Source organism: Luteitalea sp., from assembly GCA_009377605.1.
In the GTDB taxonomy this organism is placed as follows: domain Bacteria; phylum Acidobacteriota; class Vicinamibacteria; order Vicinamibacterales; family Vicinamibacteraceae; genus WHTT01.
This window is the reverse complement of sequence record WHTT01000246.1, coordinates 1-793: the sequence shown is the minus strand read 5'-3', so window position 1 is coordinate 793 and position 793 is coordinate 1. Positions and strand designations below refer to the sequence as shown.

Annotated in this window: 1 protein-coding gene; it reads left to right on the top strand. The window is 68.1% G+C overall.

The window, feature by feature from the left end; translation table 11 throughout:
- Positions 1 to 793, top strand: a 793-nt coding sequence (locus tag GEV06_28770; protein ID MPZ21837.1) for an FtsX-like permease family protein, incomplete at both ends; no start/stop codon positions are given.

Genomic DNA, 793 nt, shown 5'->3' with positions numbered 1-793 from the left:
CTCGCGAAGCACGTGAACCTCGGGCCGGACGGGTACTCGCGCCGGATCGCCGTGGACGGGCAGCAGTACGGACCGTCGCGTCCCTGGGACACGATCAACAACAACTACGTCGACGTTGAGTTCTTCGACACAATGGGGACGCCGATCGTGCGGGGGCGGGCAATCGACGCGCGCGACGGCGGCCGAGCCCCAAAGGTGGCAGTCGTGAATGAGACGATGGCGACACGCTTTTGGCCGAATCGGGATCCGATCGGTCAACTCTTCACCCTCGTCGGCGACCCGAACGAGGCTGTCGAGGTGATCGGCGTGGCACGCAACGCGAAGTACTTCAACGCACTGGAACCGGCGGCGCTGTCGTACTTCTACCTGCCGTACCGGCAGCACCTGCAGGAGTCGATGACGCTCCACGTCCGCACGTCCACGACCGACGCGCTCGCGCTGGTGCCTGCACTGCGGCGCGAAGTGCAGGCGCTCGCCCCGGACCTGCCGATGGTCGACCTGCGCAGCATGCGGGACGTATTCGAGAACAAGGGACTGCTGGCCGCGCGGCTGATGGCCCAGATGGTGGGCGTGATGGGCCTCATCGGCGCGACGCTCGCGATCGTCGGCCTCTACGCCGTGATGGCGTTCGTCGTGACCCACCGCACGCGCGAGATCGGCATCCGCATGGCGCTCGGCGCCACACGTGCGTCGGTCGCCCGCATGACCCTCGGCTGGGGCCTGAAGGCCGCCGTGGCCGGCCTCGTGCTCGGCCTGGCTCTCGCCCTCAGCCTCGCCAATGTGCTCCGCGATC